Here is a 25,585-nt window from a genome sequence, read left to right as displayed (position 1 = left end):
GGGCGGGGCCGCCCTCGTCGTCGTCCTCAGGCGACCGGGGCCACCCGGACCGGGATGCCGGCGGCCATGCGCAGGTGCGGGGTGTCCACCACGAGCAGCTGGGCCTGCGGCTCGGGGACGGCGCCGGAGCAGCCGACCGCCGCCACCACCTGGCCGGGCAGCACGCGGTCACCGGGGCTGACCCGCACGGAGCGGCGCTGCAGGTGCGGCAGGACGGCGTACCGGCCGCCCCCGCAGTCCAGCACCACGTGGTTGCCGAGCACGGCGCGCGCCCCGACCAGCTCGCGCGCGGCGTCCAGCAGGCCGCCGGCGGCGCGGGCCAGGCGGCCCTGGCGGCAGGCGTGGTCGCGCGCGCCCTCCACGACGCGCAGCACGGTGGCGTCGGCGGGGCACAGCACCGGCTCGCCGAAGGTCGCGGCGTCGCCCACGGGCAGCAGGCCCAGGCGGCGGGCGGCGGCAGCGCGGCGGCCGGGCACCGGCACAGCGGCCGGGTCGGGGACGGCGACGTCGAGCACCAGGCCCACGGCGTGCGCCCGGCCGTACGAGCCCGGGCCGGTGGAGGAGAGGTCGTCGGCTTCCACGCAGTTGCCCGCCAGCGGCGCCGACACCAGCTGCAGCGACGACCAGCGGCCCCGGGGAGCGAGCACCGACAGCAGTGCGGCCACGGCCACGAGGAGCACGCCCGCGAGGCCGGCCACCGTCGCGGCCTGGCCGGCCAGCTGCGGCCACGGCAGCGGCAGCAGGTGCAGCGCCACGCCGGAGGCCACCAGCCCGGCGCCCACCAGCGAGGCGGTGCCGCGGGCGCGGGCGCACGCGCGCACCACGAACGGCGTGCGCGCGGGCGGGGCCGTGACCAGCTCGAGGCCGGGCCCCGTCCGCCGTGACGGGGGAGCCTCGGTACCGCCCTCCAGCAGCACCAGCTCGTCCAGGAGGGAGCGGGAGGGGTGCGGGATGTCCGGCAGTGCGGTCACTCGAGCACGCTAGGCACGCGGGCACCCGGATCCGCGGCGCCACGCCGGTGGGTCCACGGGGAACCTCGCGGGCCGCGGGGGCGGGTGCGGTGGGGCGTCAGGGGAGGCGCCGGCCTCCGCGCGGCAGCACCGCGTCCCCGGCGCGCGCCGGGTCGAGCGCGACGTCGGAGAGCAGGACCGCGGGTCCGCGGCGCAGGCGGCCCGAGCTGAGCGGCTCGCAGCGCAGCCCTCCCCGGCCCCGCAGCGCGGCGTGCGCACCGGGCGCGAGCTGGCGGTCCATCCACGCGCAGGGCGCCGCGGGCCTGCGGCCGGCCAGGAGCACGGGGCCGTCACCGCAGTCCAGCGCGAAGGTGCGGCCGCGCAGCGGCTCCAGCTCCGCGCCGCGCAGCACCGCGTTGCGCCGGGCGAGCAGCGGGTCGAAGGGAGCGGCGCCCAGCTGGGCGGCCACCGCCTCGAGCGCCTCGACCGCCAGCAGGGTCACAGCCGCGTCCATGTGGGCCGCCTTGCCGTAGAACCGGTCCCCGACGATGCCGCGGCCGGCGACCACGTCGGCGGTCTCCCGGTCCTCCGAGGTGGGGCCGCTGCTCGAGCCGTCGAAGGGGAGGGGCCCGTCCTTGGGGCGGCCGAAGTACCGGTGCACGGGGGAGACCAGCAGGTGGAGCACCTCCACCGGGGTGCGGTGGACGAGGGTGCCCAGCACGTCGAGCGGCTGCTGCGGCTGCTGCGGCTGCTGCGAGGCGGTCACCGGTGGAGCGGGCCAGGCCCGCAGCGCACGGGCACCTGGGCCACCCGCCAGCCGCCGGCCGCCGCGGCCGCCAGCAGGGCCTCCGGGCCGGCGCCGTCCACGGCGGCGAGCAGCTGGCGGCGCCCGGCCAGCGCGGGGACGGCGTCGGTCAGCCGCAGCGGCCGACCGGTCACGTCGCTCGGGCCGGGGCGCCCCGCCCGGGTGACCCGCTCCGCGAGGCGCCGGTCCATCCGCCGAGCGGTGGCGGCGTCCAGGAGGCGGCGGTGCAGGGGCCAGCGCCACAGCGCGGCGGAGTCCCACCCGGCGCGGCGCACGGCCACGACGACGTCGGCGCTGCCGCGGGCCACGGGCTCGGCGAGCCGCTCCAGCTCGCGCGGGTCCACGCCGCTGCGCCCGTCCAGCAGCGCCACCACGGGCGCGGTGGTGCGCGCGAGCCCCGCCGCCCACGCGGCGTCCAGACCGTCAGGCGCGTGGGCGTCCAGAGGGGCCACCACGCCGCGGTAGCCGTCGGGCAGCCGCGCCAGCACCCAGTCCGGCGCGCGCCCGCGAGCGGCGGCGAGCACGGCGTCGACGCGTGCGGTGCCGGGCGGCGGGGAGCAGGCGAAGGTCGGCTCGAGGTCGGCCGCGGCGTCGTGAACGCTCTCCACGAGGCCCGACGGTACGTCGCTGAGCACGTCGTCCGCCCACAGGTGCCGGCGGGGGGCGCGTCGTCCACAGGCCGCGCCCGCGGCGCACGACCACGGGGCGGTCTCGCTGCAGCATCGCCGCGTGCCCCAGATCTCCCCCACCGCCGGGTACGTCGGCGGCTACCGCGACCTCGGCGACGACCTCCGGGGACTCGGCGACGACGTGCGCGCCCTCGCAGCGGCCGGCGAGGACCTCGCGCAGCTCGCGGCCCGGCTGCGCGCCGCCGCCTCGACGGTGGAGGCCCAGGCGGCCGTGCACCGGGGACTGCTCGTCCTGGACTGGCAGGGTGCTGCCGCGACCGCGTTCAACGGCCTGCTGGAGGTGCGAGCGCTGGGCCTGGACCGTCTCGCGGGTCAGCTGACCGACCTCGCAGAGACGGCCCGGCGCCGGGCCGCCGCCGGTGACGCCGCCCGCAGCGCTGCTGGGTGGCTCCCGTGACCGCAGACGCGAGCCTCGCGGTGTCGGGAGGCGTCGGGGGCTACGGAGTCCTGCTCGAGGACCTCGACGTCGCCGTGACCCGTCTGCAGACCAGTGCGGCGGACCTCCAGCGAGCCAGCGCCGACCTGGACTGGGGGAAGAGCCTCCTCCAGGGCCTCGACGGCGTGCTGGCGGACCCCGGAGCATCGGTGGCGCTCGAGGGAGACCTGCTGGCGGCGGCCACGGAACTGCGACGGGTCGCGGAGTCCACGCTGGGGCTCTCGCTGGTGGTGGCCACCTGCACCACCGGCTACCGCACCGCGAACGACGCCAACCGGAACCGGTGGGCCGCGCTGGGAGCGCTGGCCGGGGGCCTCAGCCCTGCGTTCGGCCTCACAGGGCTCGTCCTGACCGGGAACCTGTCGAGGTGGATGCAGGCCGGCCCTGGCGAGGACGAGCAGGTCTCGCCACCCTCGCCCGGGACCGGCGGGAGCCCTCCGAGGTCGCTCGCGGGGCAGGGGGCCGTCCTCGGGCCACCGAGCGGTCCTCTCCCGCACGAACGCCCTCTCTCCACCGACCTGCTTCCCGCCACCACCGCCCCTCCGCAGACGCTGCCCCCCGGTGTCGTCGTGCGCTCCCTGCAGGGCGGGCTGGAGCCGGCGCAGCCCCCGGTGCAGCAGGAGAGCCAGGTGGAGGGCCTCACGGCGATCGGTCGGCTCGTCGGTCCGGGTGAGGAGCCCCTCATCGGGATGCTCGCCGGGGCCCTGGTCGGCTCCGCCGCCCTGGCGTCACCGGCGGTCCCGCTCCTCGCGGCGCGCACCGTCGCCTCTGGTGAGTCCCAGGGCATCGGTTCCAGCACGCGGAGCACGGTGACCCCGGTCCCGCTCCCGCCGGTCGTGGCCGCCGCCGGAGCTCCCACCGGTGTGGGCGAGGCGCTCCGCCGCGTCGAAGACACCAGCAAGGCCCCCGGGTCCGACCTCCACGTCCGCGTGGAGCGCACCCGCCACGCCGACGGGAGCCGCTCGACGGTGGTGTACCTGCCGGGCACGGAGAAGTGGATGACGGACTCACCCACCCCCGCTGACCTGGATGCGATCCAGCGCGGCGTGGCGGGGAAGCCATCCGCGTACACCGACGCGGTGCTGCGAGCCATGGAGGAGGCCGGCGTCCGGCCCGACGAGCCCGTCCTGCTGAGCGGCTACAGCCTGGGTGGCATCACCGCGGCGCAGATGGCCGCCGACCCGGCCGTGCGAGCCCACTTCGACGTGCAGGGACTGATCACCGCGGGGGCGCCCATCGGCCACGTCGACATCCCCTCCACCGTGAGCACCATCTCCGTGGAGCACTCGGAGGACCTGGTCCCCAAGCTGGACGGGGCGCCCAACACCTCGCTGGAGTCGAACTGGGTCACCGTCGAAGGCGCGACACCGGGTCAGCTGGGCGCCCACGGCATCGAGGGGTACGCGGACCTCGGTGACGACGTGGACGCCTCTCACCGGCCGGACCTCGTGGCCGCTCGTGAGGGCCTGGCGCAGTTCTTCGCGCGGCGCGGTGACCACACGGAGGTCACCGAGGTGGCCACGGCCCGGGTCGGCCTGTGAGGTGCCGCCCCGCCCGCGGAGACCGTCCGGTCAGGCCCGGGCGCGCTCGCGGCGCTCGACGCGCAGGTCGTCCATGTCCTCCAGCTCGCGTCCCTTGGTCTCCGGGACCGCCTTGAGGACGAAGAAGAACGACAGCAGCGCCAGCACCGTGTACAGCCCGTAGGCCAGCGGCAGACCGACCTCCGCCAGCGGCGGGAAGGTGGTGCTGATGACGAAGTTGGCGATCCACTGGGCCGCCGCGGCCACCGACAGCGCCGCGGCGCGGATCCGGCCCGGGAACATCTCGCCGAGCAGCACCCAGACGACCGGACCCCAGGTGATGCCGAACGAGACGATGAAGAGGTTGGCCGCCACCAGCGCCACCGGACCCCACGGGGCGGGCAGAGTCAGGTCCTGGCCGTTCGCGGTGCCCTGCGTGAACGCCAGCGCCATGGCCCCCAGGGACACCGTCATGCCGAGCGACCCGGCCAGGAGCATCGGACGCCGGCCGACCTTGTCGACCAGGGCGATGGCGATGAGCGTGACCAGCACGTTGGTGATGGCGGTGATCACGGAGAACAGGCCCGACTGCTGCTCGTCGAAGCCCACCGAGCTCCACAGCGACGTGGAGTAGTAGAAGATCACGTTGATGCCCACCGCCTGCTGGAAGACCGACAGCAGGATGCCGACCCACACGATGGGCTTGAGGCCCAGCCGGGGGCCCTTGAGGTCGCGCAGCGACGGCTCGCGCTCGGCGGCCAGGTGCTTGGCGATCTCGGCGATGCGCCGCTTGACCAGCCCGCGGTCCTTGAGCCCCTGGATGCTGGCCAGCACCCGCCCGGCCTCCTCCTGGCGCCCCTTGGCCACGAGGAACCTCGGGGACTCCGGCACCGCGAGCGCCAGTCCCGCCCACACGACGGCCGGGATGACGCCCACGAGGAACATCCAGCGCCAGGCGGGCAGGCCGAGCCAGAAGTCCTCGGACGCTCCGTCGGCGGCGCCGGCGAGCAGGGCGTTGGAGACCAGGGCGGACAGGATGCCGACGGTGATGGCGAACTGCTGCAGGGACCCCAGGCGGCCGCGGATGGCGGCCGGGGAGACCTCGGCGATGTAGGCGGGGGCGATCACCGAGGCGGCGCCGATGCCCACGCCGCCGACGGCCCGCCACAGGATGAGGTCCCACACGGCGAAGGCCAGGCCGGAGCCGACGGCGCTCACGGCGAAGATGACGGCGGCGATGACCATGACGCGGGTGCGGCCGAACTTGTCGGCGAGGGGACCGGCGAACCAGGCGCCGACGGCGGCGCCCAGGAGGGCGCACGAGACGGTGAACCCCTTGAGCAGCGCCCCGATGCTGAACTGGGCGGCGAGGGCGTCGACGGCGCCGTTGACCACCGAGGAGTCGAAGCCGAACAGGAAGCCCCCGACGGCGGCGACCACCGCGATGGCGATGACCTTCCCGGTGGTCTTCTCCCCGCCCGCGGGGGAGGCCCCGCTGCTGCGCTGCGTCGTGCTGCTCACGCGGGCACCTTCCTCCTGAGCCGGGGCGGGCGCACGCCGAGGGCGTGGCGCTCGTCCTCCCGGGTGGTGGGCCCGTCGGCCTACGGTGGCGGCCGTGAGCACCCCGTCGTCCTCGCCGTCCTCGTCCTCCCCCCGCCTGCGCGCCGCGGTGGGCGCCCTGCCCGGCTACCTGCCGGGCCGTCCCGCGCCGGTGGGCCCCGGTGGTGCCTCCTACAAGATCTCCTCGAACGAGAACCCGTACCCGCCGCTGCCCGCCGTGCTGGAGGTGGTGCAGCGCGCCGCCGCGGACCTGAACCGCTACCCCGACATGGGGTCGGCGGACCTCGTCCACGCCCTCGCCGAGCACCTCGACGTGCCCGCGGCGCGGGTGGTGCCGGGCACCGGCAGCGTGGGCGTGCTCGGGTCCGTGGTGCAGGCGGTCTGCGAGCCCGGCGACGAGGTCGTCTTCGCCTGGCGCTCCTTCGAGGCCTACCCCATCGTCGTGGGGCTGTCCGGTGCCCGTCCCGTGCCGGTGCCGCTGGACGGCGCGGGCCGGCACGACCTGGACGCCATGGCCGACGCCATCACCGAGCGCACGCGCCTGGTGCTGGTCTGCACCCCCAACAACCCCACCGGACCGGTCGTGGGCGCCCAGGAGCTGGAGGCCTTCTTGGCGCGCGTCCCCCGCGACGTGCTCGTGGTGGTGGACGAGGCCTACCTCGAGTTCGTGCGCGACCCCACCGCCGCGGACGGGCTGGCGGTGCACCGCGCCCACCCCAACGCCATGGTGCTGCGCACGTTCTCCAAGGCCTACGGGCTGGCGGGCCTGCGCGTGGGCTACGCGGTGGCGCACGAGCCCGTCGCCGAGGCGCTGCGGCGCACCGCGGTGCCGTTCGGCGTCTCCGGGATCGCCCAGCTGGCGGCCGTCGCGTCCCTGCAGCAGGCGGACGCCCTCTTGGAGCGGGTGGACGCCATCGTCGACGAGCGGGAGCGGGTGGCCGCGGAGCTCGCCCGCCAGGGGTGGCGGCTGCCGCGCTCGGAGGCGAACTTCGTCTACCTGCCGGTGGGCAGCTCCACGCCCGACCTCGTGGCCGCCTGCGCGCAGGCCGGGCTGTCGGTGCGCGGGTACGGCAGCGACGGCGTGAGGGCGACGGTCGGCGACGTGCCCGCTGACGACGTGCTGCTCGAGGTGTGCGGCGCCTTCCTGCAGGGCTGGAGCCCCGACCGCGTGGGCTGACGCGCTGGTCGAGAGGGACGCGCGCGCCGCTTCCGCTGAGACCTACGGAACCGTAAGGTACGGTTCCGTAGGTATCCCAGCACAGGAGGTCTCGTGCCCCTCGTCGCCCCCGCGCCGCAGGCGCCGGTCCAGCTGCTCAGCCCCACCGGGGTCCGCCGCAGCCGGCCCACCGGCGAGCGCGAGTACCCCGACGTCGAGGAGTACGCCGCGCTGGTCGCGGACGTGGGCGCCGAGCAGCTGCGCGCCCGCTACCGCGACATGGCGCTGGTCCGCCGGTTCGACGTCGAGGCGACCGCCCTGCAGCGCCAGGGCGAGCTGGCGCTGTGGGCCAGCTGCACCGGGCAGGAGGCCGCCCAGGTGGGCGCCGGCCACGGCCTGGCCGGCCAGGACCACGTCTTCCCCACCTACCGCGAGCACGGCCTCGCCTGGGTGCGCGGCGTGGACCCGCTGCAGGTGCTGCAGCTCTACCGCGGCTCCAGCCACGGCGGGTGGGACCCGTCCGACCACGCGTTCCATCTCTACACGCTGGTCATCGGCGCGCAGCTGCCGCACGCCACCGGCTACGCCATGGGCGTCCAGCGCGACGGCCTCGTCGGCACCGGGGACCGCGGCCGCGACACCGCGGTGATGGCCTGCTTCGGGGACGGCGCCAGCTCCCAGGGCGAGGTCAACGAGGCGCTCAGCTGGGCGGCCGTCTTCAGCGCCCCGGTGGTCTTCTTCTGCCAGAACAACGGCTGGGCCATCTCCGCCCCGACCGCACGCCAGAGCGCCGCGCCGCTCCACCAGCGCGCCACCGGGTTCGGGATGCCGGGGGTGCAGGTGGACGGCAACGACGTCCTCGCGGTGGAGGCCGTGGTCCGCGCTGCCGGCGACCGGGCCCGCAGCGGTGCCGGCCCGGTGCTCGTCGAAGCCGTCACCTACCGCATGAACGCCCACACCACGTCCGACGACGCCGGGCGCTACCGCACCCGCGAGGAGGAGGACTCCTGGCGCGCCAAGGACCCCCTCGCCCGCGTGGAGGCCCACCTGCGCGCCACCGACGGCGCCGACGACGCCTTCTTCGACGCCGTCCGCGGGGAGTCCGACGAGCTCGGCGCCCGCGTGCGCCGCGGGGTCCGCGAGATGACCGACCCGGCGCCCACCTCGATGTTCGACCACGCCTACGCCGCCGAGCACCCGCTGGTCGCCTCCGAGCGCGCCTGGCTGGAGACCTGGCTGGCCACCGAGCCGGAGGAGGCCCGATGAGCGCCACCACCACCCGTCCCACCGCACCGACCCCGGACCAGACCGCGTCGCCGACCGGGGCCGCGGCCACCCCAGCCGGTGCGTCGGGCGCGTCGGGCGCGTCCGGGACCGCCACCCTCACCCTCGCCAAGGCCATCACCGCCGCGCTGCACGACGCGATGGCCGCCGACGAGAAGGTCCTGCTGATGGGCGAGGACATCGGCCGCCTCGGGGGCGTCTTCCGCGTCACGGACGGCCTGCAGGCCACCTTCGGCGAGGACCGCGTGGTGGACACCCCGCTCGCCGAGGCCACCATCCTCGGCGCCGCCATCGGGCTCGCGCTGCGCGGCTACCGGCCCGTGTGCGAGATCCAGTTCGACGGGTTCGTCTACCCCGCGTTCAGCCAGATCGTCTCCCAGCTGGCCAAGATGCCCGCCCGCCTGGCGGGGGCCGGTCAGCTGCCCGTCGTCGTCCGGATCCCCTACGGCGGCGGCATCGGCGCCGTGGAGCACCACAGCGAGTCGCCCGAGGCGTACTTCGCCCACACCGCGGGGCTGCGGGTCATCTCTCCCGCCACCCCGCAGGACGCCTACTGGATGCTGCGGCAGTCGCTCACCCAGCCCGACCCGGTCATCGTCATGGAGCCCAAGCGCCGGTACTGGGACAAGGGCGCCGTCGACACCTCCGCCGCCGCCCTCGCTGCGGCCCCGGGGCTGCACTCCGCCCGCGTCGCCCGCCCCGTCAGCGACGCCCGCGTGTCCGAGGGCGGCGCCGTCACCGTGGTCGCGTACGGCCCGACGGTGCGGGTGGCGCTCGACGCCGCCCTGGCCGCCGCCGAGGAGGGCGTGGAGCTGGAGGTCGTGGACCTGCGCAGCCTCTCCCCGCTCGACGTCGGCGTGGTCGAGGCCAGCGCCCGGCGCACCGGCCGCGTCGTCGTCGTCCACGAGGCCCCCGTGTTCCTGGGCATGGGGGCGGAGGTGGCCGCGCGGGTCACCGAGAGCTGCTTCCACTCCCTCGAGGCGCCCGTGCTCCGCGTGGGCGGCTTCTCCGTGCCCTACCCGGCGGCGCGCATCGAGGAGCACTACCTCCCCGACGCCGAGCGGCTGCTCGACGCCGTCGACCGCGTCCTGGCCTGAGCGCGTGACCACCGTGACCACCACCCGCGAGGAGGCGTCCGTGACCACTCCGACGAGCACCACCGCGAGCTCCCAGACCACCCAGCACTTCCTCCTGCCCGACGTCGGCGAGGGCCTCACCGAGGCCGAGGTCGTCAGCTGGCGGGTCGCGGTCGGCGACGTCGTGGCCGACGGCGACACGGTGGTGGAGGTCGAGACCGCCAAGTCCCTCGTCGAGCTGCCCTCGCCGTTCTCCGGCACCGTGGTCGGCCTGCTCGTGCCCGAGGGCACCACCGTGGACGTCGGCACCCCCCTCATCGCCGTGCAGACCTCCGGCCCGGCCGGGCCCGGTGACGACGCTCCCCGTGACCACGCCCACCGGCCCGCGCCCGTCGCGCCCACCGGCCAGGGAGGCTCCGGTCTGCAGGGCGGTCCCGTCTCCGCCGTCGACCACGAGCACGAGACCGAGCGCGAGGCGGTGCTGGTCGGCTACGGCGTGCGCCCCGCCACCCACGGCCACCCCGCGCGCCGCCGCCGCACCGTGCGCAGCCAGCGTCCCGGCGCCGAGGCGGCGCCCTCGTCGGCCGCCGTCGCGCCCGTCGCGCCCGCCGCCCCCGGCCAGCGCGCCAGCACCGACCGCCCGCTCGCCTCCCCGCCCGTGCGCGCCATGGCCCGCGACCTCGGCGTGGACCTCGCCCGCGTGGTCGCCACCGGCGACGGCGGCGTGGTCACCCGCGACGACGTCCGCGCGTTCGTGGACGCCCGCGGCGCGCTGCCCGAGCCCCCCGCCGGCCAGGCCGCCGACGTCGTCCAGCTGCCCGCCGAGGCCGCCCCGGCCGGCGCCGGGTCCGACGAGCGCGAGACCCGCATCCCCGTCCGCGGCGTGCGCCGCGCCACGGCCCGCCAGATGGTGGCCAGCGCCTTCACCGCGCCGCACGCCACCGCTTTCGTCACGGTGGACGTGACCCGCTCCATGAAGATGCTCGAGCGGGTCCGCGCCGAGCGCGAGTTCCGCGACGTGCACGTCTCACCGCTGCTGCTCGTCGCCCGCGCGGTGTGCCTGGCGGCTGCTCGTCACCCCGGCATCAACGCCAGCTGGGACGAGCTCGCGCAGGAGATCGTCATCAAGCACTACGTGAACCTCGGCATCGCCGTGGCCTCACCGCGCGGCCTGCTCGTGCCGAGCATCAAGGACGCTCACGAGATGTCCCTCGTGCAGCTCGCCCACGCCCTCGGCGACCTGGTCTCCACGGCGCGCGCGGGTCGCTCGCAGCCGGCGGACCTGTCGGGCAGCACCCTGTCCATCACCAACATCGGCGTCTTCGGCGTCGACTCCGGCACCCCGATCCTCAACCCCGGCGAGGCCGCGATCCTCTGCGTGGGCCAGGTGGCCAAGAAGCCATGGGTGCACAAGGGCAAGGTCAAGCCGCGCGACGTGGTGGAGCTGTCGGTCTCCTTCGACCACCGCCTCGTCGACGGCGACCTCGGCTCCAAGTTCCTCGCCGACGTCGCCCGCGTGCTCGAGCGCCCCGACACCGCCCTGCGCTGGGCCTGACCCCCTGGGCCGCAGCCAGGCGCTCGGCCGCGGTTCCGGGCGTGCTCAGTCGGTGCTGAGGCGGCCGGCGAGGTAGCGCAGCGCCGCCAGGTAGCCCTCCGGGCCCATGCCCGCGACCACGGCCGCGGCCACGGGGGAGATGTACGAGTGCGCCCGGAACGGCTCGCGCGCGTGCACGTTGGTGAGGTGCACCTCCACCAGCGGGGCGGTGAGCTGGGCGCACGCGTCGCGCAGCGCCACCGACGTGTGGGTCCACCCGGCGGGGTTGAGCACCACGCCCGCGCCGAGGTCAGCGGCCTCGTGCACCCAGCCGATCATCTGGCCCTCGGTGTCGGTCTGCCGGCAGGTCAGCTCCAGGCCCAGCTCCGCGGCCACCGCGGTGCAGCGCGCCTCGAGCTCGGGCAGCGTGGTCGCGCCGTACACGTCGGGCTCGCGCAGGCCCAGGCGTCCGAGGTTGGGGCCGTTGAGCAGGAAGACGGGTGCGGTCACGCCGCCTAGGGTGCCAGCCGTGACCACTGGCCAGCAGGGGACCGTGCGGGTGAGCGTGCTGCAGGTCGGCTACGACGACGACGAGCCCGTGGCCGCCCGCGTCGACCGCGTGGCGCAGCTGGTGGCCGAGCAGCGCGACGCCGACCTCGTGGTGCTGCCCGAGCTGTGGGCGCCCGGCGGCTTCTCCTACCGCGAGTGGGAGCAGCGGGCCGAGGCGCTCGACGGGCCGACCGTGCGGGCCCTGGCCGACGCGGCACGAGCCGCCGGCGCCGTGGTGCACGGGGGCTCGCTGGTGGAGCGCACCGAGCGGCCCGGACCGCAGGGGCGCCACCTGTGGAACACCTCTGTGGTGCTGGGCCGCGACGGGGCGCTGCTGGCGAGCTACCGCAAGGTGCACCGGTTCGGGTTCGGTGCGGGGGAGCCGCTGCTCATGGAGGCCGGCGAGGACGTCGTCGTCGTCGACCTGCCGGTGCTGCCGGGCGGCGGGAGTGTCAGGACCGGCCTCGCCACCTGCTACGACGTCCGCTTCCCCGAGCTGTTCCGGCGCCAGGTGGACCTCGGCGCCGAGCTGGTGCTGCTCCCCGCGGCGTGGCCCGCGGCCCGCCTGGCGCACTGGCGGCTCCTGACCCGCGCCCGCGCCGTCGAGGACCAGGTGGTGCTCGTGGCGGTCGGGACGGCCGGCACGCACGCGCGCACGCCCATGGCCGGGCACAGCGCGGTCGTCTCGCCGTGGGGCGTCGACCTGGCTGAGGCCGGCGACGGCGAGCAGGTGCTGCGCGTGGAGGTCGACCTCGGCGAGGTGGCCCGCTGCCGCGAGCAGTTCCCGGTGCTCGCCGACCGCCGCCTGTAGGCGGCCCGGGCGGTCAGGCCGTCGCCGCGACCGCCTCGTGCAGGGCCGTGGCCGTGAGGTCCACCACGTCCTCGACGTCCCGGGGCGCCCTGGTGAAGGGCAGCCGCAGGTGCAGCCGGTCGCCGTCCGACAGCACGCCCAGCACGCTGGCGCCGCGCTCGTCGACGGCCACGGGCAGCGCGTCGGCCAGGTCCGCTGTGCCGCGCCAGGCGGGGCCGTCCAGCACCACCCGCGAGCGCGACGCGGGACCGCAGCGGCGCAGGCCGTCGAGCAGCTCCTCGCGCAGGTCGACCCGCAGGCGCTCGAGGGCGTCCGCCTCCCAGGGCGCCACCGGGTCGGGGACGGCCGCGGCGAACTCGGTGGCGTCGACCTCCTCGCAGCGCGGGGCGCGGTGGCAGTGGGCGTGCTCCACGGTGCCGCGCAGGAGGCGGCGGCCGCGCCAGCTGCGCAGGGCGGCGGTCAGGCTGTGGCAGCCGGCCAGCAGCTCCAGCGCCGCTGGCCGCTCGTCGGCCGGCACCTCCTCCAGGTCGAGCCAGACCTGGACGCTGGCCAGCGGCACGGTCGCGTCCGGCAGGGCCGCGCAGCGCTCGACCTCCAGCACGCTCGTGACGGGCGTCGGCCCCGCGGGGGGCAGGTCAGGGAGCACGGCGTCCGGCGGGAGGAGCAGCACGAGGCGGCCCTGGGCGTCGCAGCCGTGCAGCACGCCCGTGCTGCGCCACCCGGCGACGGCGAGGACGGCGACGCCGGAGCCCGCCGCGACGGTGCGTGCGGTCACGGCTGCGGGCAGCAGGGCGGAGGAACCGGGGAAGGCGGGGGAGGCGGTGGTCACGGGGCGCAGTCTGGCCCCGGACCGGTGACAAAGGCAAGGCTCACCTAACTCGTGCGAGCGTGGTCTGGTGGTGCGCCCGCGGACTTACCCTCGACGTGTGGTTCTCGAGCGGGACGTCACCGCCGTCCGCGACGTCGGGCGGGCCGAGCGCTCCCCCGTGGCGCTGGCCCTCGTCCTCGGCGTGCCCGTGGCCCTCGTGGCCCTGGTCGTCTCGATGGTCGCCAGCGGCGCGGCGGTGCCCGGCGTCCTCGGCGATGCCGGGCCGGTGGTGCGCTGGGGCCTACCGGCGCTGCGGACCACCGGTGACCTGGCGGTCTCCGTGGTGCTGGGGTCGCTGCTCCTGGCGGCCTTCGCCCTCGTGCCCGGCTCGGCCGCCTGGCGCTCGGTCGCCCGGCTGGCGTCCGGCGCCGCCGTCGTGTGGGTCCTCGCGGCCGTGGTCCAGCCGGTCTTCGCCTACGCGGACATCGCGGGCGCCCCGCTCAGCAGCGGCGACCTGGGCAGCCAGATCGGGTTCTTCCTCACCCAGGTCCCCCCGGGGCGCACCGCGCTCGCCACCGCCGTGCTGGCGGTGCTCGCGGGGACGCTCGTGGCGCTGGGCACGGCCACCCCCGCGTCCGCGGCCGTCGCAGCCGTCCTCACCGGCGCAGCCCTCGTGCCCATCGCCCTGGGCAGCCACGCCAGCGCCGAGGGCGGCCACCACACCGCCGTCTCCGGCTGGTGGCTGCACGCCCTCGGCGTCGGTGCCTGGGCGGGGGGCCTGGTGGCCCTCGCCGTGGCCGGTCCCCACCTCGGCCGGGCGCTGCCCGTGGTGGTACGGCGCTACTCCGCCCTGGCCCTGGGGTCCTTCGCCCTCGTGGTGGTCTCGGGGGTGGCCAACGGCTGGGTGCAGGTCGGCGGCTCGCTGTCCGGTCTCGCCAGCCCGTACGGGGGGCTGCTGGCCGTCAAGACGGCGGCAGCCGTGGCCCTCGGTGCAGCGGGCTGGGTGCACCGCCGCAGCGCCATCGCCGGCCTCGAGCGCGCCGCCGGCCCCGCCGCTGCGACCGGGCGGCTGTTCTGGCGGCTCGTGGCCGGCGAGGTGGTCGTGATGGCCGCGACAGTCGGCGTGGCGGTGGCCCTGGTCCGCACCGGGCCGCCGGCCACCGCGGGGGACGGCCCGCGCTCGCTGGCCGAGCAGCTCACCAACGACGTGGTCCCGCCCCTGCCGGCCACGCCGCTGCGGCTGCTGGCCGAGCCTGCTCCGGACCTGCTGTGGCTGGTGGTCTGCGGGGCCCTGGCGCTCGCCTACGGGGCTGGCCTGCGCCGCCTGCGCGCCCGCGGTGACCGCTGGCCCGCGGGTCGGGCGGTGTCGTGGTTCGCCGGCGTCGTCGTCCTCGCCTGGGCCACCTCGTTCGGACCGCAGGCCTACATCGACCTGCTCTTCAGCGCCCACATGGTCGCGCACATGACGATCATGATGGTGGCGCCGATCCTCCTCGTGGCCGGCGCGCCCATCACCCTGGCGATGCGGACGCTGCCCAAGCGCCGCGACGGCAGCCGCGGGCCGCGCGAGTGGCTGCTCGTGCTGGTGCACTCCCGCTGGGCCCGCTTCGTCTCCCACCCCGTGGTGGCGGCGGTGCTCTTCGCCGGAAGCGTCATCGTCTTCTACTTCTCGCCGCTGTTCGGGTTGGCGCTGTCCACCCACCTCGGGCACGAGCTCATGGAGGTGCACTTCCTCCTCACCGGGTACCTGTTCGCCTCCGCGGTGATCGGCGTGGACCCGGGCGCCTGGAACCCGCCGTACCCGCTGCGCCTGCTCCTGCTGCTGGCCACCATGGCGTTCCACGCGTTCTTCGGGGTGGCGCTGACCAGCGGCAACGAGCTGCTCGCTGCGGACTGGTTCTCCCGCCTCGGCCTCGGCGTGGACGCCCTCGCCGACCAGCGCACCGGTGGCGCCATCGCCTGGGGCATCGGGGAGCTGCCCACGCTGGTGCTGGCGATCGTGCTGGCCGTGCAGTGGTCGCGCAGCGACGAGCGCGAGACGCGCCGCCGCGACCGCGCTGCCGACCGGGACGGAGACGCCGAGCTGGCCGCGTACAACGCCATGCTGGCCGCCCGCTCGGGCGCCGGTCAGCAGGGTGCTGGTAAGCAGGGGCGATGAGCCGGACACCTGACGGCACGCCCTTCTCCGACCTCGTCGCGTACACGCGGCTGCCCCGCACGGGGGGCCTGGCGCTCTCCCCGGACGGCACCCGCCTGGTCACCGCGGTCTCCCAGCTCGACGAGCGCGGCGGCCGGTCCACCACGGCGCTCTGGGAGGTCGACCCCGCGGGGCAGCGCCCCGCGCGGCGGCTGACGCGCGGCGCGAAGGGCGAGTCCGCCCCGGTCTTCACGCCCGCGGGCGACCTGCTCTTCACCTCCGCCCGCCCCGACCCGGCCGCTGCGAAGGACGACGGCGACGACGACGCGCCGGCCGCGCTGTGGTGCCTGCCGGCGGGAGGCGGCGAGGCGCGGAAGGTGGCGGTGCGCCCCGGGGGTCTCAGCGGCGTCACCGTGGCCCGCGAGGCCGGGACGGTGCTGCTCGGCAGCCCCACGCTGCCGTCGGCCACCGACGCCGCTGACGACGCGCGGCTGCGCGCGCTCCGCAAGGACTCCCGCACCAGCGGGGTCCTGCACGACGCCCTCCCGGTCCGGATCTGGGACCACGACCTCGGGCCCGACCGCCACCGCCTCCTGGTGGCCGGCAGCGACGCCGCGGAGGCGCTGTCCGGCACGGGAGGGCGCTCCGGCAGCGGGCTGGACCGCCTCGAGCTGCGCGACCTCACCGGTCACGTCGGTGCCGCCCTTCCGGACGACCCGGCCTGGACGATCACGGCTGACGGCACGACCGCGGTCACGGAGTGGAACGTCTCCGAGGCGCGCGGCGACCGCCGCAGCGCCCTCGTGGCCGTCGACACCGCGACGGGAGAGCGCCGCACGCTTCTGGACGACCCCGACCACGAGCACCTCGCGCCGGTCGCCGCACCGTCCGGCGCTCGCGTGGCGGCGCTCCGGCACACCCGGGCCACGCCGGCGCAGGCCCCGGACGTGGACGTGGTCGTCGTCGACGCCGCCACCGGGGAGAGCCTCGTGCTCGCCACCGGGTGGGACCGCTGGCCGGCGTCGCTGACGTGGACCCCCGACGGCTCCTCCCTGCTGGTCACCGCCGACGACGGTGGCCGGTGCCCGGTGTTCCGCCTTGAGGTCGACGGGCCCTCCGCCGACGAGGTGCAGCGGCTCACCCCTGACGACGGTGCCTACTCCGACGTCGTCGCCTCCCCCGACGGCCAGTGGGTCTACGCCCTGCGCTCCGCCGTCGACGCCCCGCCCACGCCCGTGCGCATCCCCGCCGCCGGCGGTGAGCCGGAGGTGCTCCCAGCCCCCGCGCACGCCCTGGGCGCCTGGGACGCGGCCGGCCCCGAGCTGCCCGGCACGCTCACCGAGGTCACCGCCACCGCCGAGGACGGCACCGCGCTGCGCGCGTGGCTCGCGCTCCCGCACGGCGCCGGACCGGACCAGCCCGCGCCGCTGCTGCTGTGGATCCACGGCGGCCCGCTGAGCAGCTGGAACGCGTGGAGCTGGCGGTGGAACCCGTGGCTCGCCGTGGCCCGCGGGTACGCCGTGCTCCTGCCCGACCCCGCCCTGTCCACCGGGTACGGCCTCGAGTTCATCAAGCGCGGGCTGGGGCGCTGGGGCGCCGAGCCGTACACCGACCTCATGACCATCACCGACGCCGCCGTGGCCCGCGACGACGTCGACGCCGACCGCACCGCCGCCATGGGCGGCTCCTTCGGCGGGTACATGGCCAACTGGGTGGCGGGCCACACCGACAGGTTCCGCGCGATCGTCACGCACGCCTCGCTGTGGGCGCTCGACCAGTTCTCCGGCACCACCGACTTCCCCGCCGAGTGGGCGCGGGAGATGACCGCCGAGATGGTGCGCGACAACTCCCCGCACGACCACGCCGACGCGATCACCACGCCCGTCCTCGTCATCCACGGGGACGACGACGACCGCGTGCCGGTCGGGGAGGCGCTGCGGCTCTGGTACGACCTGCTGAGCAGGTCGCAGGCTGCGGAGGGCGGCACCGAGGCCGTGCCGTCATCACCTCACCGCTTCCTGTACTTCCCCGACGAGGGCCACTGGGTGCTCGGCGCGGGCAACGCCCGGCTCTGGTACGCCACCGTCCTCGCCTTCCTGGACCAGCACGTGCTGGGTCAGCCGTGGACCCCACCCGAGGAGCTCGGATGACCGACCAGCTGAGCGAGACGACGAGGGTCAGCAACGTGCGCTGGGGCGTGCTCGCCACCGGCGGCATCGCCGCCACGGTGAGCGGTGACATCGCGCTCGTGCCGGGCGCGGAGCTCGCGGCCGTCGCCTCCCGCGACGCGGGCCGGGCGGCGGCCTTCGCGGCCGAGCACGGCTTCACCCGCTCCTACGGCTCCTACCGCGAGCTCATCGAGGCCGGTGCCGACAGGTCGAGCGAGACCGGGCTCGACGCGGTCTACATCGCCACCCCGCACGCCCAGCACGTGGTGCTGGCCCGCGCGTGCGTCGAGGCGGGGCTGCCCGTGCTGGTGGAGAAGCCCGTCGGCTGCACCGCGGCGGCCACCCGCGGCCTGGCGGAGCTGGCGCGCGAGCGCGGCGTCTTCGTCATGGAGGCGCTGTGGGCCCGCTTCCAGCCCAACCTCGTCCGCCTGCGCGAGCTGCTGGCGTCCGGCGCGATCGGCGAGGTCCGCTCGGTGGCCGGCGACCTCGGCTTCGCGCTGCCCTACGACCCGGCCCACCGCCTGTGGGACCCGGCGCAGGGCGGCGGCACGCTGCTCGACACCGGCGTCTACCCGGTGTCCTTCGCCCAGGGCGTCTTCGGCGGGTCCCCTCAGGCCGTGCACGCGGTCGGGGTGCTCGCCGAGAACGGCGTCGACGCAGAGGCCTCGCTGCTGCTCGACTGGGGCGGCGGCCGCACCGCGCGCCTGGGCTCCACGCTGCTCGCCCACGCGGGCGGCGCCGGCACCATCACCGGCACGACGGGCCGCATCGAGGTGGCCGGGCCGCTGCACAAGCCGTCCCGCCTGCAGGTGTGGGCCGACGGCGCCGGCCGCGACGACGCCCCGTCCGAGGTGGTGGAACGTCCCGTCACGGGCCGTGGTTACGTCCACATGGTCGAGCACGTGCACGAGTGCCTGGCCGCGGGGCTCGTGGAGAGCCCGGTCATGCCGATGACCGACTCGGTCGCCGTGGCCGAGGTGCTCGACGCCGCCCTGGACGCCCTCGGCGCGGTCCACCGCGACGACGACACCGCCCTCGTCTGATCCCGAACACCTCCGCTGGAGCCCTCGCATGACCTCCCCCGTCCGTGATCATGGACTTCCGAAGCAGCTGGCCACCCCGGTGAAGCGCACCCGCGTCCGCGCCCCCGAGCTCGTGGGCCGCCGCTGGGTGGGTACGGGCGGCGCCGACCTGTCCCTGGCCGACCTGCGCGGCCGCATCGTGCTGCTCGACTTCTGGACCAGCTGCTGCGTCAACTGCCAGCACGTCCTGGACGAGCTGCGCGAGCTGGAGCACGAGTTCGCCGACGTCCTCGTCGTCGTCGGGGTGCACTCACCGAAGTTCGCCCACGAGGGCACCGTCGAGGCCGTCGACGCCGCCGTCCTGCGCTGGGACGTGCGCCACCCCGTCCTCGACGACCCGCAGCTGACCACCTGGCAGGCCTACGCCGCGCGCGCGTGGCCGACGCTGACGGTGGTCGACCCGGAGGGCTACGTCGTCGCGTCGATGAGCGGCGAGGGCCACGCGCACGGGCTCGGGGTGCTGCTGCGCGAGCTGGTGGCCGAGCACGAGGCGAAGGGCACGCTGCGGCGCGGCGACCAGCCCTACGTGGCGCCGCCCGCCCCCGACAGCGCCTTCGCGCTGCCCACGGCGCTGCTCGCGCTCCCCGACAGCGCTGGCGGCGGCTACCTGGTGTCCGACACCGCCCACCACCAGCTCGTCGTCCTCGACGACGACCTCACCACCGAGCGCGCTCGCGTCGGCACCGGCGAGCGCGGCCTCGTCGACGGCGGCCCCGACCAGGCGCGCCTGTCCGAGCCGGTCGGCCTCACGCTGCTGCCGCCCGACGTCGCGGCGCGCGTCGGGTGGGACGTGGCCGTGGCCGACTCCACCAACCACGCCGTGCGCGGGCTGCGCCTGGCCGACCTGTCGCTGGTGACGCTGGCGGGCACCGGGCGCCAGCTGCGCCGCCGCGAGGGCGGCGGTCCGGCGCTGGAGCAGGACCTGTCCACCCCGCTCGACACCGCCTGGTTCGACGACCAGCTGGTCATCGCCATGGCCGGCGTGCACCAGCTGTGGGCGCTCGACCCGGCCCCGGCCGGTCCGGCCGGCGCCGTCGACGCCACCGGTGGCGTGGTCCGGGTGCTCGCCGGCACCACCGCCGAGGGCCTGCGCGACGGCGCCGCCGAGCAGGCGTGGTTCGCGCAGACCGGCGCGCTGGAGACCTCCGCCGACGGCAGCAGGTTGTGGGTGCTGGACGCCGAGACGTCCGCCCTGCGCTGGCTCGAGCGATCGGGCGACGCTCCTGCTGACCGGGCTGTCAAGGACGTCGACGACGACCGCATGGCCAACGTCCTTCCCGTCGCCGGTGCCGGCTACGAGGTCGGGTCCGTGGTGGGCACCGGCCTGTTCGAGTTCGGCCTGCGTGACGGCGAGGCCGCCCAGGCGCTGCTGCAGCACCCCCTCGGCATGGCGCTGCTGCCGGACGGGTCGGTGGTGGTGGCCGACACCTACAACGGCGCGCTGCGCCGCTACGACCCCCTCGGCGGCGACGCGGGCGAGGTGACCACGCTCGCCCGCGACCTCGCCGAGCCGACCGCCGTGGCCGTGGAGCTGGACGACGCCGGGCGGGCGGCGACCTTCGTCGTCGTCGAGAGCGCAGCCTCGCGCCTCACCCGGCTGCAGGTGCCGGCGGCGGCGTCGAAGCTGGCCGGGGAGGCGCAGCGCGTCAAGCGCCCGCCGACGCCGCTGGCGCCGGGACCCGTGGCGCTGCGCGTGGCGTTCACCCCGCCGACCGGGCAGAAGCTCGACCACCGCTGGGGAGACCCGACGCGGCTGGTGGTGTCGTCGTCGCCGGAGGGCCTGCTCAGCGCGGGTGCCGGAGACGCCGAGGGACTCACCCGGGGCCTCGTCATCGACGCCTCCGCCCTGGAGCAGGGCGCGACGGGCGTGCTGCACGTGTCGGTGCAGGCCGCCGCGTGCGACGGCGACCCGGTCACCGGGGAGGTGCCGGAGTTCGCCGCGTGCCACCTGTACCAGCAGGACTGGGGCATTCCCGTGGTCCTCGACTCCTCCGGTCCGTCGGAGCTGGCCCTCGACCTGCGCGGCGCCTGAACGCTGCCGCCGCAACGGCCCGCCGGGTTCGACCAGAGCGACACCCGGGAGACGAGCCGCGATCGGCCTCGACCATCTCGTCGTGGCTGCGCCCCGATCGTCGAGCTCCTCGACCACCTGAGCGGCGGGGTCACCGCCCAGCTGCTGAGTGGGTGACGGCCGAGTGGATGGAGCATGCGCTGATCGAGACCTGGTTCTCGGTGTCCGCGTCACGTGGCCGCAGACGCTCATCAGCGACTGCGGCCACGGCGACGCCACCACGGGGGGTCGGCCCGGGGACTTGCGGGGCGAGGCGGCCTGTCCACGAACCTGGCCGACGAGCTGGTCGCGGCAGCATCTCGGAGGTGCCCCTGGAGCCCCCGGCGCGTCCTCACCAGGAGGGAGACTCTCGCAGTGGAGGCGGCGGCCACCACAGCGGGGAAGGGGTCCAGGTACCGGGTCAGTCCCTGGCCCGCTCCAGGGGAGTCTCAGCAAGGGACTGGGCAAGGCACCGGGACCCGTCTCGTTCGCCGCACCAGAAGGAGACGGACCACCGCACAGGCCATGTGAGACTCGAGCACTCGGCGTGATGAGGACGGTCGAGAAGGCCCGACGACCGTCCGGTGAGCGGTCGTCAGCGAGACGCCGACCGGAGCACCGTCCTCATTAGAGACGGCCGAAGTTCACGCCACGATCCTGATGCCAGTGGAGAGCACGCGCCCTAGGCCCAGGTGTTCGCCGAGGCGGCGAACTTGTCTGGGTCGCTGTGTATGGGGATGACGCAGAGCAGATGGCCGCCAGGAGCCTTGAGGGTGTGGCACCCCTGCCATGTAGACAGTGGCGTCGCCCCCAGCCCCACCAACCGCTCCACCTCCGCAGCCACGTCATCGGTCTCGATGTCGACGTGGTAGCGAGCTGAATCTTCAACCACCTGGACCGCCACCACTAGGCCAGGGGCGGCGCCATGCAGGGTCGAGTACTGCGGTTCGCCAGGCGGTTGGCTGGTCGGCGCGCCCAACGCGGCTGACCAGAAGGAGGTGCTGGCGGCCGCCTCCTGTTTCGGGGCGTCGATCAAGATTGTCGAGAAGCGGCTGCGGTGCATGGCCCGGCAGGGTACTTCCGACCGAAGCGCACCGCTGCCCTCGTCGATCACCTTCGTCGCGCGTTGACGGGTGGAGTCTGTGCAGCTCGACATGACACCGTAGTTGTTCATGAAGGCTTCGGATGGTGCGGCGGCCGCGGCGAGGTTGATGCTCTTGATCAGCGCTGCCCGTCCCTTGAGGTCGCTACAGACCGGACTGCACCTGGCCCGTGACCTCGGAGCCGACATCTGGGTGGGCGCTTCGGGGGATGCCCTGTCGTGGCTCGACCGGAAGGCCGTCGAGGGAGTGACCGGAAGGCCGTTGGTGAACGACGGTGAGCCGCTGCCAGCGGGCAGTTGCACGGTCTGCGTGGCCCCGGCGACCTTCAACACGCTGAACAAGCTGGCCAGCGGGGTCGCGGACACACTGGTGACCGCCGTCGCCGCCGAGGCGATCGGGGCTGGGCAGCGGGTGGTAGTGGCTCCTTCGATGAACAGCGCCTTGATGGACCATCCGGTAGCGCCTGAGAGTCGACGCCGGCTTGTCTCCTACGGGGTTCACCTGCTGTGGCCAGAGACCGGCAACGAGTCGATAGAAGACTTCGGTGCTTGGTGGGAGGCGGTCATCTCCGAATGCGCGCTGGCGTAGTCGATGGGCGCCCTCCGCTACACGTACACCGATCCCTGCTGCGACGGATGGCGGCACCGGCTGCCGGTGCTCGCGAACCCCCCGACTGGGCGCGGTGAGCGGTCCCCCGTGAGACGGCTTGTGACCGTGGGCGGTCGACACGGCTAGAGAGCACCGCGATACCAGTGGCGGCCCTAGCGTGCGCAGATGAACCTGCTCGTGCTCGGGGCCAGCGGCCTGCTCGGAGGACAGGTGCTGCGCCAGGCCCAGCTGAACGGGGCACGCGTGACGGGCACGTACTGGACCACACCGCCCCAGAGCACCGGCGCCGAATGGCTCCAGCTGGACGTACGCGACCCCGGGATGGTCCGCGCCCTGCTCGCCCAGACTCGACCAGACGTCGTCATCGATGCTGCCTACCGCCAGGACGACTGGGCGACCACGGCCGAGGGGCCGGCCAACATCGCGAAGGCCGCGGGGGCAGTGGGGGCGCGGCTGGTGTTCGTCTCCTCCGACGCTGTCTTCTCCGGGAGAGGTTCCCCTTACACCGAGACCGCGGCACCGGACCCAGTCACCCGCTACGGAGCAGCCAAGGTTGCAGCAGAGGTCGCGGTGCAGGAACTAGCGCCAAGCGCTGTGGTCGTCCGCACCTCTTTGATCATCACCGATACCGGTGCTTCCGCTCACGAGCAGCGGGCGGCGTCCGCAGCGGCGGGAGCGGGCGGTGCGCTGTTCGTCGATGACATCCGCTGTCCGGTCCACGTGGACGACCTGGCCTCGGCGCTGCTCGAGCTCGCAGCCTCGGATCGGTCTGGGGTTCACCACGTGGCGGGCCCTGACGCTGTGAGCCGGTACGAGCTTGGTCGTCTCATCGCTGTCCGTGACGGTCTCGACCCAGAGAAGATCCCGCGGGCGCATCGCAGTGACCTGGGCCCGGCCGAGCCGCTCGACGTGCGTCTCGACTGCAGGGCGACCTTGTCGGGGCTGAGGAGCCGAGTGCGGGGTGCGCGCACGTTCTTGGCCGCTCAGTCGTGATGCTCAGGTAGCGACGGTCAGCCGGGACGCTGACCGGGCAGCGGTGGTGCGCGCGGCCGAGGAGGGCCTGTCTCCTCCTCCCCGGGGAAGAGGAGACCGCCGGGGGCATGCTCGTCAGGTGATCGGCCATCTGGAGAAAACCGTGATCGACTGCCCAGACCCCCAGGCCCTGGCAGCGTTCTACTGCGCCGTGCTGGGCATGCAGATCAACCAGAACCTCGAGGACTGGACGGTGATCGGTCTCGGCCCCGACCGACGCGACCTGGCCTTCCAACGCGTCCACGACTACTCACCGCCCACCTGGCCGCAGCCGGGGCAGCCGCAGCAGATGCACGTGGACATCCGCGTCTCAGACCCCGACATCGCCGAGGCAGCACTGCTGGCCCTGGGAGCCAAACGTCGCCCGAGCGCTGCGGAAGCCATCCACGGGACCTTCCGGACCTTTCTGGACCCTGCCGGGCACCCCTTCTGCATCGTCTTCGGACGCCCACCTCGCGGCCCCGCCCCGGAGCCCCGAGCACCAGACGGTGCATCGACACCAGCGTGAGTGTCATCCTCGTCCACGGCCTGTGGCACGTACCGGCTCACTTCGACCTCCTGGCCGCTGCCTTGCGCGAGAGAGGCATCGGCGTCGTCGTTCCCGAGCTGCACCGCGGTTCTCTGGCCGCTGATGCTGCCGCCGTCCAGGCAGTCGTCGAGGCGACGGCGAAGGTTGCCGGCGCGCCGCCGGTGATGCTCGGCCACTCCTACGGCGGGTCTGTCATCACTGGCCTGTCAGGTGTCGCACACCTGGTTTACCTCGCGGCTTTCGTTCCCGACGCCGGCGAGAGCGCCGCGAGCTTGGGCGGCCCAGCTCCATGGGCTGACGCGGCTGTCGTGCGTTGCTCCGACGGCACCAGCGAGATCGCTCACGGTCGCGCGGCGGAAGCCCTGTACGCCGACTGCTCACCGCAGGTCGCGGCTAGGGCGGGGAGTCTGCTGCGTCCTCAGGCTGGTGGGCACGGACGCGGTGTGCCCGAGCGCGCTGCGTGGCGTTCGACGTCCTCGACGTACGTCGTCTGCGCTCACGACCGCGTGCTGGATCCGGATGTGCAGCGGTTGATGGCGCAGCGGTGCACGCGCAGCGTGGAGTGGTCTACCAGCCACTCGCCCTTCCTGAGCCGACCCGATCTCGTCGCCTGCCTGATCAACGAGGTTCTGGAGGGACCTGGACTGGGTGCCAGCTAATACCCGTTCACGACTGGTCAGCGTGCCGCTGACCAGTCGGGGGTCCCATCCGCGACGGACGGCGGCCTGCGGCAGCACTGCGTCGCGACCCGCGCCGAGGCGTCCAGTCACCGGTCCTCTTCTGCGACAGCCCAACGAGCTCATCACCGCTCGCTCGCTTGCGCGTGCTCCTGTTGTCGCCCGACGGCGGACACCTCCAAAGTGCGGCCATGACTCCGCCGACACACACCACCTCGCAGCACCTCTCCCGTGAGTGAGGACTGGGGCGCCCTGGTGCTGCTCATCGCAGCAGCGGTGCTCCTCGGAGCCGTCCTGTCAGCGTGGGTGCGACGACGCGTCGGCGGACCCAGCAAGGCACCCGAGGACCAGCACCCCCAGCGATGGCACCTCGACGCCGGCCTACGGATCTTGAGCGGCGATCAGCCTGGGCTGAGTCGCCGCTGGCGCCACGGCAGAGCTGCACTGGAACCAGGCCGCATCACACTGCGCCCCTTCCGCTGGGGGATGCGCATCTTCCCTATGGCACCGGTAGAGGTCGACATCGCGGCCGTCGCGGAGGGCACCGTCCAGCGCAGCGGGTGGCGCTCAGCCTGGTCCGTGACCCCAGGGGCCCGCCTGCTGGAGGTGACGACGGCCGCCGGCGCCACCTTGCAGCTGGCGACGGTACCCACCGCTATCGATGAGGTCCTCCACGTCCTCGCGGGTCACCCCGGCTGATCACCTGACTTCTGCGCCGGGCGCACCCGGCTCTGAAGCCCGCGGCCCATGGAGTTGGGCCCCTGCGGCCTGTCGCGACGTCCGGTCAGCGATCCCCTCTGCGACGCTTCGCGGCGTCGGCCAGAGAAGAGACCCGGAGGCCTCACGGCGTCCGGTGCACGGTGGTCAGCGAGATGAAAGACTCATGACACGACAGAACAGTTCGTGCCACCATGAACGCATGGATGCCACGCTCGTGCTCGGCCAGCAGGGCCGGCTCGTCATCCCCGCTGAGGTCCGCTCTGCCCTGGGACTCAGCGCTGGAGACAGACTGCACCTGCA

At 74.9% G+C, this 25,585-nt stretch carries 23 protein-coding genes; 16 read left to right on the top strand and 7 right to left on the bottom strand.

Annotation, left to right across the window (positions count from 1 at the left end; all coding sequences use genetic code 11):
* Positions 1–26: 26 nt before the first annotated feature.
* From H7K62_RS21215 to H7K62_RS21205, 3 genes are all read right to left on the bottom strand, one after another.
* Positions 27–971: a M23 family metallopeptidase gene (locus H7K62_RS21215; protein ID WP_186722512.1), complete on the bottom strand. Its 945-nt coding sequence runs from the start codon at positions 969–971 to the stop codon at positions 27–29.
* 97 nt (positions 972–1,068) lie between these two features.
* Positions 1,069–1,668: an MOSC domain-containing protein gene (locus H7K62_RS21210; RefSeq protein WP_186722544.1), complete on the bottom strand. Its 600-nt coding sequence runs from the start codon at positions 1,666–1,668 to the stop codon at positions 1,069–1,071.
* A 44-nt stretch (positions 1,669–1,712) separates the two neighbouring features.
* Positions 1,713–2,363, bottom strand: a complete 651-nt coding sequence (locus tag H7K62_RS21205) for a glycosyltransferase (RefSeq protein WP_186722510.1) — start codon at positions 2,361–2,363, stop codon at positions 1,713–1,715.
* A 121-nt stretch (positions 2,364–2,484) separates the two neighbouring features.
* On the opposite strand from H7K62_RS21205, the gene H7K62_RS21200 reads away from it, so the two are divergent.
* Together H7K62_RS21200 and H7K62_RS21195 are read left to right on the top strand one after the other, a co-directional pair.
* Positions 2,485–2,841, top strand: coding sequence for a hypothetical protein (locus H7K62_RS21200; protein WP_186722508.1), 357 nt, complete (start codon positions 2,485–2,487; stop codon positions 2,839–2,841).
* Positions 2,838–4,421: a hypothetical protein gene (locus H7K62_RS21195; protein WP_186722506.1), complete on the top strand. Its 1,584-nt coding sequence runs from the start codon at positions 2,838–2,840 to the stop codon at positions 4,419–4,421. The genes H7K62_RS21200 and H7K62_RS21195 overlap by 4 nt, the downstream gene beginning before the upstream one ends.
* A gap of 30 nt (positions 4,422–4,451) precedes the next feature.
* Here H7K62_RS21195 and H7K62_RS21190 read toward each other — a convergent pair whose 3' ends face one another.
* Entirely contained in the window at positions 4,452–5,921 is a 1,470-nt protein-coding gene (locus H7K62_RS21190; protein ID WP_186722504.1) for a sugar porter family MFS transporter, read from the bottom strand.
* Between the two features lie 94 nt (positions 5,922–6,015).
* On the opposite strand from H7K62_RS21190, the gene H7K62_RS21185 reads away from it, so the two are divergent.
* From H7K62_RS21185 to H7K62_RS21170, 4 genes are all read left to right on the top strand, one after another.
* Positions 6,016–7,137 (top strand): histidinol-phosphate transaminase, encoded by a 1,122-nt coding sequence (locus H7K62_RS21185; protein WP_186722502.1) that lies wholly within the window; start codon positions 6,016–6,018, stop codon positions 7,135–7,137.
* A gap of 93 nt (positions 7,138–7,230) precedes the next feature.
* Positions 7,231–8,382, top strand: a complete 1,152-nt coding sequence (locus tag H7K62_RS21180; RefSeq protein ID WP_370591890.1) for a thiamine pyrophosphate-dependent dehydrogenase E1 component subunit alpha — start codon at positions 7,231–7,233, stop codon at positions 8,380–8,382.
* Complete coding sequence (locus H7K62_RS21175) at positions 8,379–9,497, top strand: alpha-ketoacid dehydrogenase subunit beta (RefSeq protein ID WP_186722500.1); 1,119 nt, start codon at positions 8,379–8,381, stop codon at positions 9,495–9,497. Before H7K62_RS21180 ends, H7K62_RS21175 begins: the two co-directional genes overlap by 4 nt.
* A gap of 4 nt (positions 9,498–9,501) precedes the next feature.
* Positions 9,502–11,031 (top strand): dihydrolipoamide acetyltransferase family protein, encoded by a 1,530-nt coding sequence (locus H7K62_RS21170; RefSeq protein ID WP_370591889.1) that lies wholly within the window; start codon positions 9,502–9,504, stop codon positions 11,029–11,031.
* Positions 11,032–11,076: 45 nt separating this feature from the next.
* On the opposite strand, the gene aroQ is transcribed toward H7K62_RS21170, so the two are convergent.
* Positions 11,077–11,520, bottom strand: a complete 444-nt coding sequence (gene aroQ, locus H7K62_RS21165; protein WP_186722498.1) for a type II 3-dehydroquinate dehydratase — start codon at positions 11,518–11,520, stop codon at positions 11,077–11,079.
* A 43-nt stretch (positions 11,521–11,563) separates the two neighbouring features.
* On the opposite strand from aroQ, the gene H7K62_RS21160 reads away from it, so the two are divergent.
* Positions 11,564–12,370, top strand: a complete 807-nt coding sequence (locus tag H7K62_RS21160) for a nitrilase-related carbon-nitrogen hydrolase (protein ID WP_186722539.1) — start codon at positions 11,564–11,566, stop codon at positions 12,368–12,370.
* A 13-nt stretch (positions 12,371–12,383) separates the two neighbouring features.
* On the opposite strand, the gene H7K62_RS21155 is transcribed toward H7K62_RS21160, so the two are convergent.
* On the bottom strand, positions 12,384–13,199 hold the full coding sequence (locus H7K62_RS21155; protein ID WP_186722496.1) for a hypothetical protein: 816 nt from the start codon (positions 13,197–13,199) through the stop codon (positions 12,384–12,386).
* A gap of 97 nt (positions 13,200–13,296) precedes the next feature.
* Here H7K62_RS21155 and H7K62_RS21150 point away from each other — a divergent pair, with 97 nt between their 5' ends.
* From H7K62_RS21150 to H7K62_RS21135, 4 genes are read left to right on the top strand one after another with little or no spacing between them, the layout of a single operon-like run.
* A complete protein-coding gene (locus H7K62_RS21150) occupies positions 13,297–15,336 on the top strand; it encodes a cytochrome c oxidase assembly protein (RefSeq protein WP_186722494.1) in 2,040 nt (679 codons plus the stop codon).
* Positions 15,333–17,465, top strand: coding sequence for a S9 family peptidase (locus H7K62_RS21145; protein WP_186722492.1), 2,133 nt, complete (start codon positions 15,333–15,335; stop codon positions 17,463–17,465). The genes H7K62_RS21150 and H7K62_RS21145 overlap by 4 nt, the downstream gene beginning before the upstream one ends.
* Positions 17,462–18,526, top strand: a complete 1,065-nt coding sequence (locus tag H7K62_RS21140) for a Gfo/Idh/MocA family protein (RefSeq protein ID WP_186722491.1) — start codon at positions 17,462–17,464, stop codon at positions 18,524–18,526. The genes H7K62_RS21145 and H7K62_RS21140 overlap by 4 nt, the downstream gene beginning before the upstream one ends.
* Before the next feature lie 28 nt (positions 18,527–18,554).
* Positions 18,555–20,597, top strand: a complete 2,043-nt coding sequence (locus tag H7K62_RS21135) for a thioredoxin-like domain-containing protein (protein ID WP_186722490.1) — start codon at positions 18,555–18,557, stop codon at positions 20,595–20,597.
* 700 nt (positions 20,598–21,297) lie between these two features.
* On the opposite strand, the gene H7K62_RS21130 is transcribed toward H7K62_RS21135, so the two are convergent.
* Positions 21,298–21,789 (bottom strand): VOC family protein, encoded by a 492-nt coding sequence (locus H7K62_RS21130; RefSeq protein ID WP_222438010.1) that lies wholly within the window; start codon positions 21,787–21,789, stop codon positions 21,298–21,300.
* On the opposite strand from H7K62_RS21130, the gene H7K62_RS21125 reads away from it, so the two are divergent.
* From H7K62_RS21125 to H7K62_RS24425, 5 genes are all read left to right on the top strand, one after another.
* Positions 21,788–22,306: a flavoprotein gene (locus H7K62_RS21125; protein WP_186722489.1), complete on the top strand. Its 519-nt coding sequence runs from the start codon at positions 21,788–21,790 to the stop codon at positions 22,304–22,306. The genes H7K62_RS21130 and H7K62_RS21125 overlap by 2 nt on opposite strands.
* 186 nt (positions 22,307–22,492) lie before the next feature.
* A complete protein-coding gene (locus tag H7K62_RS21120) occupies positions 22,493–23,320 on the top strand; it encodes a sugar nucleotide-binding protein (RefSeq protein WP_186722488.1) in 828 nt (275 codons plus the stop codon).
* A 118-nt stretch (positions 23,321–23,438) separates the two neighbouring features.
* On the top strand, positions 23,439–23,867 hold the full coding sequence (locus H7K62_RS21115; RefSeq protein ID WP_186722487.1) for a VOC family protein: 429 nt from the start codon (positions 23,439–23,441) through the stop codon (positions 23,865–23,867).
* Complete coding sequence (locus H7K62_RS21110) at positions 23,864–24,547, top strand: alpha/beta hydrolase (RefSeq protein ID WP_186722486.1); 684 nt, start codon at positions 23,864–23,866, stop codon at positions 24,545–24,547. Before H7K62_RS21115 ends, H7K62_RS21110 begins: the two co-directional genes overlap by 4 nt.
* A gap of 679 nt (positions 24,548–25,226) precedes the next feature.
* Positions 25,227–25,585: AbrB/MazE/SpoVT family DNA-binding domain-containing protein (locus tag H7K62_RS24425; RefSeq protein WP_222438016.1), on the top strand; the 359-nt coding region annotated here is incomplete at its 3' end.

Origin of the sequence: Quadrisphaera sp. RL12-1S, from assembly GCF_014270065.1 — a bacterium.
Lineage (GTDB): Bacteria > Actinomycetota > Actinomycetes > Actinomycetales > Quadrisphaeraceae > Quadrisphaera.
The sequence above is the reverse complement of the archived record's forward strand: the minus strand, read 5'-3'. Positions and strand labels throughout refer to the sequence as shown.

What these genes read in the sequence shown, in the direction of transcription:
- H7K62_RS21125 (WP_186722489.1), top strand. Translation starts at nt 21,788, where the DNA reads ATGAAGGCTTCGGATGGTGCGGCGGCCGCGGCGAGGTTGATGCTCTTG.
- H7K62_RS21145 (WP_186722492.1), top strand. Translation starts at nt 15,333, where the DNA reads ATGAGCCGGACACCTGACGGCACGCCCTTCTCCGACCTCGTCGCGTAC.
- H7K62_RS21135 (WP_186722490.1), top strand. Translation starts at nt 18,555, where the DNA reads ATGACCTCCCCCGTCCGTGATCATGGACTTCCGAAGCAGCTGGCCACC.
- H7K62_RS21130 (WP_222438010.1), bottom strand. Translation starts at nt 21,789, where the DNA reads ATGAACAACTACGGTGTCATGTCGAGCTGCACAGACTCCACCCGTCAA.
- H7K62_RS21120 (WP_186722488.1), top strand. Translation starts at nt 22,493, where the DNA reads ATGAACCTGCTCGTGCTCGGGGCCAGCGGCCTGCTCGGAGGACAGGTG.
- H7K62_RS21175 (WP_186722500.1), top strand. Translation starts at nt 8,379, where the DNA reads ATGAGCGCCACCACCACCCGTCCCACCGCACCGACCCCGGACCAGACC.
- H7K62_RS21140 (WP_186722491.1), top strand. Translation starts at nt 17,462, where the DNA reads ATGACCGACCAGCTGAGCGAGACGACGAGGGTCAGCAACGTGCGCTGG.